This window comes from Wolbachia endosymbiont of Drosophila bocki (assembly GCF_028982005.1).
In the GTDB taxonomy this organism is placed as follows: domain Bacteria; phylum Pseudomonadota; class Alphaproteobacteria; order Rickettsiales; family Anaplasmataceae; genus Wolbachia; species Wolbachia pipientis.
In genome coordinates this window covers 1-5201 of the sequence record NZ_JAPQLG010000197.1, presented here as the reverse complement: position 1 = coordinate 5201, position 5201 = coordinate 1, and the positions used below count along the sequence as shown (strand labels likewise).

6 protein-coding genes, 1 tRNA gene and 1 pseudogene are annotated in these 5201 nt (G+C 35.1%); 3 read left to right on the top strand and 5 right to left on the bottom strand.

Annotation, left to right across the window (positions count from 1 at the left end):
- Together OZD61_RS04780 and OZD61_RS04775 are read left to right on the top strand one after the other, a co-directional pair.
- Positions 1-522, top strand: a 522-nt coding sequence (locus tag OZD61_RS04780; RefSeq protein WP_274979842.1) for a group II intron maturase-specific domain-containing protein, incomplete at its 5' end; no start/stop codon positions are given.
- A 154-nt stretch (positions 523-676) separates the two neighbouring features.
- Positions 677-1078: pseudogene (locus tag OZD61_RS04775) on the top strand (ankyrin repeat domain-containing protein); the annotation flags it as partial.
- 84 nt (positions 1079-1162) lie between these two features.
- Here the strand turns inward: OZD61_RS04775 and OZD61_RS04770 are convergent.
- The 5 genes from OZD61_RS04770 to OZD61_RS04750 form a co-directional block, all read right to left on the bottom strand.
- Complete coding sequence (locus tag OZD61_RS04770; protein WP_182320063.1) at positions 1163-1582, bottom strand: YqaA family protein; 420 nt, start codon at positions 1580-1582, stop codon at positions 1163-1165.
- A 6-nt stretch (positions 1583-1588) separates the two neighbouring features.
- Complete coding sequence (gene cysS, locus OZD61_RS04765; protein WP_274980035.1) at positions 1589-2962, bottom strand: cysteine--tRNA ligase; 1374 nt, start codon at positions 2960-2962, stop codon at positions 1589-1591.
- Positions 2955-3611 (bottom strand): exopolysaccharide biosynthesis protein, encoded by a 657-nt coding sequence (locus OZD61_RS04760; protein WP_274980034.1) that lies wholly within the window; start codon positions 3609-3611, stop codon positions 2955-2957. Before OZD61_RS04760 ends, cysS begins: the two co-directional genes overlap by 8 nt.
- Before the next feature lie 165 nt (positions 3612-3776).
- Positions 3777-3944, bottom strand: coding sequence for a twin-arginine translocase TatA (gene tatA / locus OZD61_RS04755; RefSeq protein WP_006013840.1), 168 nt, complete (start codon positions 3942-3944; stop codon positions 3777-3779).
- Between the two features lie 128 nt (positions 3945-4072).
- Positions 4073-4846: an ABC transporter ATP-binding protein gene (locus tag OZD61_RS04750; protein ID WP_006280146.1), complete on the bottom strand. Its 774-nt coding sequence runs from the start codon at positions 4844-4846 to the stop codon at positions 4073-4075.
- A 148-nt stretch (positions 4847-4994) separates the two neighbouring features.
- On the opposite strand from OZD61_RS04750, the gene OZD61_RS04745 reads away from it, so the two are divergent.
- Positions 4995-5071: transfer RNA gene (locus tag OZD61_RS04745), tRNA-Arg, on the top strand.
- Positions 5072-5201 lie beyond the last annotated feature (130 nt).

Sequence of the window (5201 nt, the reverse complement as noted above, 5' to 3'; positions counted from 1 at the left end):
AGGTTACAAGAAGAATTAGCAAAACTAGAAGTAGAAGTAAATAAAGAAAAGACAAAGGTAGTCAATCTAAAAGAAAAAGAGACATTCAGTTTTCTAGGATTTGATTTTCGAGAGAAAATTACAAAACAAGGAAAGTGGAGGGTACAAATAACACCAAAGATGAAAACACGGACAACCTTACTTCAAAAACTGAAGGAAGTATTCCGTAGCTATAAATCACAACCAATAGGAAAGGTGATCCAAATCATTAATCCAATATTGAGAGGGTGGACAAACTACTTTAGGATAGGAAACTCAGGTCGAAGCTTTAAATACATAAAACAATGGGTAGAGAAGAAAGCAAGACGCAATCTGATGCAAGCCAGAAAAGCAAAAGGATTTGGCTGGAAAAGGTGGAGTAGCAAATGGATATACGAGACTCTTGGTCTATATTCGGACTATAGAATAAGATATTACGTCCCGAAAGCCTTACCAGCACAATATGCTATAAACTTTGGTAAAGAATCTACTAGGAAAGCGTAGTGCGGGAAAACCGCATGCTGCGTTGATGAGGCGGGAGCTGGAAACGTAAACACGGGAATTTTGGATTGAGGCCCAGGATGAAAATAATGGATCAGCCACTAAACCCTAAAGAGGCGCGCCAGTTCTCGACCCTACTAAAAAAAATGCTAATGTTAATGCTAAGGATGAAAATGGTAGTACTCCGTTGTACCTTGCTTCTATGAAGGGAAAAGCTGATGTAGTTAAGGTACTATTAAAGTACGATGCAGACGTTAACGCTGAAAATAATAATGGAATAACAGTATTACACTGTGCTACTATAGGCAAAAACTTAGCAGTAGTAGAACATCTTATTGAAAGAGGTGCTGAGGTTAATGCTAAAAGCAGGTATGGAGGCACTACATTGTGCTTAGCTGCTATGACGGGAAATGTTGACATAGCTAAGGTGCTACTAAAACACAACGCGGACGTTAACGCCAAAAATAATGAAGGAAAGACAGCATTGTATTATGCAGCTAAATATAATCACCAAGAGCTTGTGGAATTGCTTTTAGCTTATGGTGCATCCTATTACTAGAAATTTGCATTTAATTTATAGCTCCGCTTCTATCAGGGCATAGGATGACAGAAGTGGGCTTTAATAGCTGTAGTACTATAGCTGTTATACTCCAAAAGTAAGTATTAGATATAACAAATAGAAGAAATTAGATAGAATGATTAAAGGGGCAAGGATATAAAGGTTTAACTTGAAATAACCTGATAAAATTTGAATCACACTTCCAAGTGCTGGCACCCATGAAAGTAATAAAGTTGCAAAAATTAGCAAATTTTTTGTAACTTTTGGCGTTGTATATTCGTTTTCTAATTTGTGGTATGATTTTCGTATAGAGATTGTTATTCTACCTAAAGACCAGTTAACCATTCCACCAAGGCTTGATCCTAGTACTCCAAAAAATAACATAAGTAGTGGAGTGTGATACGACCTGAAATAAAGCATGGTATTGAACACAAAACCTTGATGTATGGGTAAGACTAATGATGATACTAGACTATCTGTGAATAACAGGAAGTAGTTTTCCATATGAATTTACCAGGTTGTTGTACCATCTTCATTGTCAGAAATTGTAATCCCCATTTGTTTCAACTGATTTCTTATTTTGTCTGCAGTATCGTAATTTTTATTTTTTTTTGCAATTTTTCTTAAGTCTATCAACCTTTCTATTTCTTGATGATTTACATCCACAGCAAACCACTTTTCATAACTTGACTCAAGAAGACCAATAAATCTGGCACTTTTAACAAAACTCTCAGTTAATTTAAGCTTTTCACTTTCATTACTCATTTTGTTAATTTTTGCAGCCATTTCATGTAATATAGCTAGAGCTTCAGGGATGTTTAAGTCGTTTTTTAAAGCGTCTATAAAATCTTTAGAAATCTCTGCGTTACTTTCATCAATATTTATTGTATCTAAACCACGTGATAGCCGATAAAATTTATTTAAGGTTTCCTGTGCGTCAGAAATAACGTTTTCTGTCCAATCAAGTGGTTTTCTGTAGTGAGTTTTGAGCAGTGCATAGCGTATTACTTCACCCTTTATTCCACTATCTAGCAAATCCCTTACTTTGACTATATTAAATAAGGACTTGCTCATTTTCTCTTCATTTACTGTAAGAAAACCGTTATGTATCCAGTATTTTGCAAACATTGATCCAGCAAATGCAGACTTACTCTGTGCAATTTCATTTTCATGGTGAGGAAATTGTAAATCTATGCCGCCACCATGAATATCAAAATCTTTGCCAAGATAAGCATATGACATTGCTGAGCATTCTATATGCCATCCAGGCCTGCCCTCTCCCCATGGGCTATCCCAATAACTTGAAAGTTTGTAGTCAATATCACTTGCAGGCTTCCACAGTACAAAATCTCCAGGGTGCTTTTTATTTTCATTAACTTCAACTCTGCTACCTGGAACCAATTCATCAGTTTTTTTTCCTGATAAAGCACCATACTCAGAGTAAGATTCTACGCTAAAATATACATGCTTATTGGATTCATAGGCATGACCAGATAGCAGCAAATGTTCAATTAATTTGATGATACAATCTATATTTTCTGTTGCTTTTGGTTCGTATGTTGGTTCTGCACAGTTTAGGCTTTTCATGTCTTCATGAAAAGCCCTAGTGTAGTATGTGCTGATGCTTTCTATACTACTATTTTTCTCACTTGCCACGTTGATTGTCTTGTCATCAATATCAGTTATGTTGCGCACATAAGTAACTTTGCCATAACAAAACTTGAGCAGTTGAAATAATACGTCGTAAACAACAACAGAACGTGCATTGCCTATGTGTGCCGTATCATATACTGTTGGTCCACAAACATACATCTTTACATGATCTTTGTCGATCGGTGTCAAGAGCTCTTTTTTTTTTGTTAAAGTGTTGTAAAGCCTAACCATATACGAAGCTTTTGAGAAAAGAAAATGCCCCAATGATAAGTTGTGGCCCTTTGACTACTACAACAAGAGTAAGCAATAGTCCACACAATGATATTAAAATTCCCAATATAGATAGAAACCCATCTTTACTCATAATACCAAGTGAAATAAGAGTCGTACCAATTGCAGGAATGAAGTTAGTAAGAGGTAGTGGAAGAGCTATCGATAACGCACAAAGCAGCATTATAAAAGCTAAAATTTTTTCACCGGGCCCATAGAAAATAAAAGACATTCTTGGTCTCATGAACTTTTCTATTTTTTTTAATGCTGGAGAAGTTTTTTCCACCACAAGAGCTAGTGTTGAACGCTGAAAAGATCTTCTTTCTAGCCAACTGGGCATCCAAGGAGAATCAAATCCAAATAAAAGCTGCAATGAGAATAAGATTAAAGGTATAGAAAGAATAGTTGTATAACCAGGTGGAACCGGTATAGGCACCGATAGCGGCAAGGAGAAGATGATTATTAAAATACCAAAACCGCGCTCATGCAAAGCTGTTTTAATGTCAAACAAAGTTACTTTATTGCTATCATTGTTATTGGTATCTGCAACCTCTTTTAGAATATCAGAAGCTAGTTTTTTATCTTTAGTTAGTTTCTCACTTTTTTGCACAATTATCCTTTAATAAAATATTCCTCTTAAGCTAACATAGTTGTTGCTGTATTTCAATATTTGTTATTTATTTCACACCAACACTTCATCTCTTTCATTCTTTAACTGACTAAGTTTTTAAACAGATGACATGCACTGAGGTGCATGTCACGAAGTATGAGGACGCTAACGATCTGGTTCGTTAGACGATAATTTTTCTGAGTCCTTAAGCTCCTGTTTAAGGTTTTTGATGCCTTTTCCTAAATCACCCATAACTTGCGGTAATCTGCCTGCACCAAACAGAACTAAAATTATTATTAAGACTAGAAACAATTGCCATGGTCCTAAACTCATTTTCACCTCCATTTAAAATATCGACCTTCAAATATTAAAACTTGACTGAAGTCAAGTAACACATAGATTATATCACCTTTATTTAATTATAAATCAAGGTTTTTTAATTATTTTATAACAATCCCAAACTAGATTATTTTCTTGCAGCGAATAAGTGGAAACTTTTCGCTTAACTGTAGAGTAGAAGAGAGCTCACTAAAAAACTTTGCTAGCGTATCGTCTTTAGGCTTATGGTATATATCGCTAGAAACTCCTGATTGAATAATTTTACCATTTTTCATTACATAGATAAAATCTGCAACTTTCAATGCTTCTTGCGGGTCATGAGTTACCATTAGCACAGGGATATTTTTACTTCTAAAAAGGGACAATATATGTTGTCTTATTCGGCACTTGAGCAGTATATCCAAATTAGAAAATGGTTCATCTAACAACACAACATCAGGGTTTTGTGCCATCACTCTTGCTATTGCAACTAATTGTTGTTGTCCTCCAGATAAGGCGTTAGGGTACATATTTTCATATTTTTCTATATTGAGTAACTTCAAGATTTCCAATGCAATTAGGTGCTTTTCTCTCTTGGAAGAGCTGCGGATAGCAAAGGTTATATTTTCTACTACTGTTTTGTGAGGAAATAATGCAGAATGCTGAAAAATCAATCCGATATTTCTATGCTCTATAGCGACTGATGCCTTATTGCTCGCAACTAACCTATCATTTATAAAAATAGTTCCAGATTTTGGATTTTCTATCCCCGCAATTAATTTCAAAATTGTTGACTTGCCGCAGCCAGAATGCCCCAATAAACATGCAACATTTCCTTTCTTTACTTTAATGTTTATATTGCTTAAAGCAAAGTCGTTTTGATTGTTATAGAAATAACCAATATTGTTAACTAGCATTAATCTTACTTAAACCATGTTATTAAATATAATAGCATTATACTCAAGAAGTACAGAAATGTTTTTTGTCGTCATAAATTGGTTATGCAAGAAATCTAGAAAAGAGAAGGATTTTTTGCTATAACTTTGCATAAATGGTAGGAAACACGGGACTATAGCTCAGCAGGATAGAGCGTTGGACTCCTAATCCGAAGGTCGTGCGTTCGAATCGCACTAGTCCCACCACATTGCTTCACAAATTTTATGGAGATTTTTTTTCACAAATACGCACACCTTTTTTTGCGGTTTTAAGAACCTGTTTAAAATCTTCGTAATAGGAGAGAAATGAAGGAAAGGACAATCATTTGCAAGCTGG

Coding starts and splice junctions, on each gene's coding strand:
- OZD61_RS04770 (WP_182320063.1), bottom strand. CDS start 1,582: ATGGAAAACTACTTCCTGTTATTCACAGATAGTCTAGTATCATCATTA.
- cysS (WP_274980035.1), bottom strand. CDS start 2,962: ATGGTTAGGCTTTACAACACTTTAACAAAAAAAAAAGAGCTCTTGACA.
- tatA (WP_006013840.1), bottom strand. CDS start 3,944: ATGAGTTTAGGACCATGGCAATTGTTTCTAGTCTTAATAATAATTTTA.
- OZD61_RS04750 (WP_006280146.1), bottom strand. CDS start 4,846: ATGCTAGTTAACAATATTGGTTATTTCTATAACAATCAAAACGACTTT.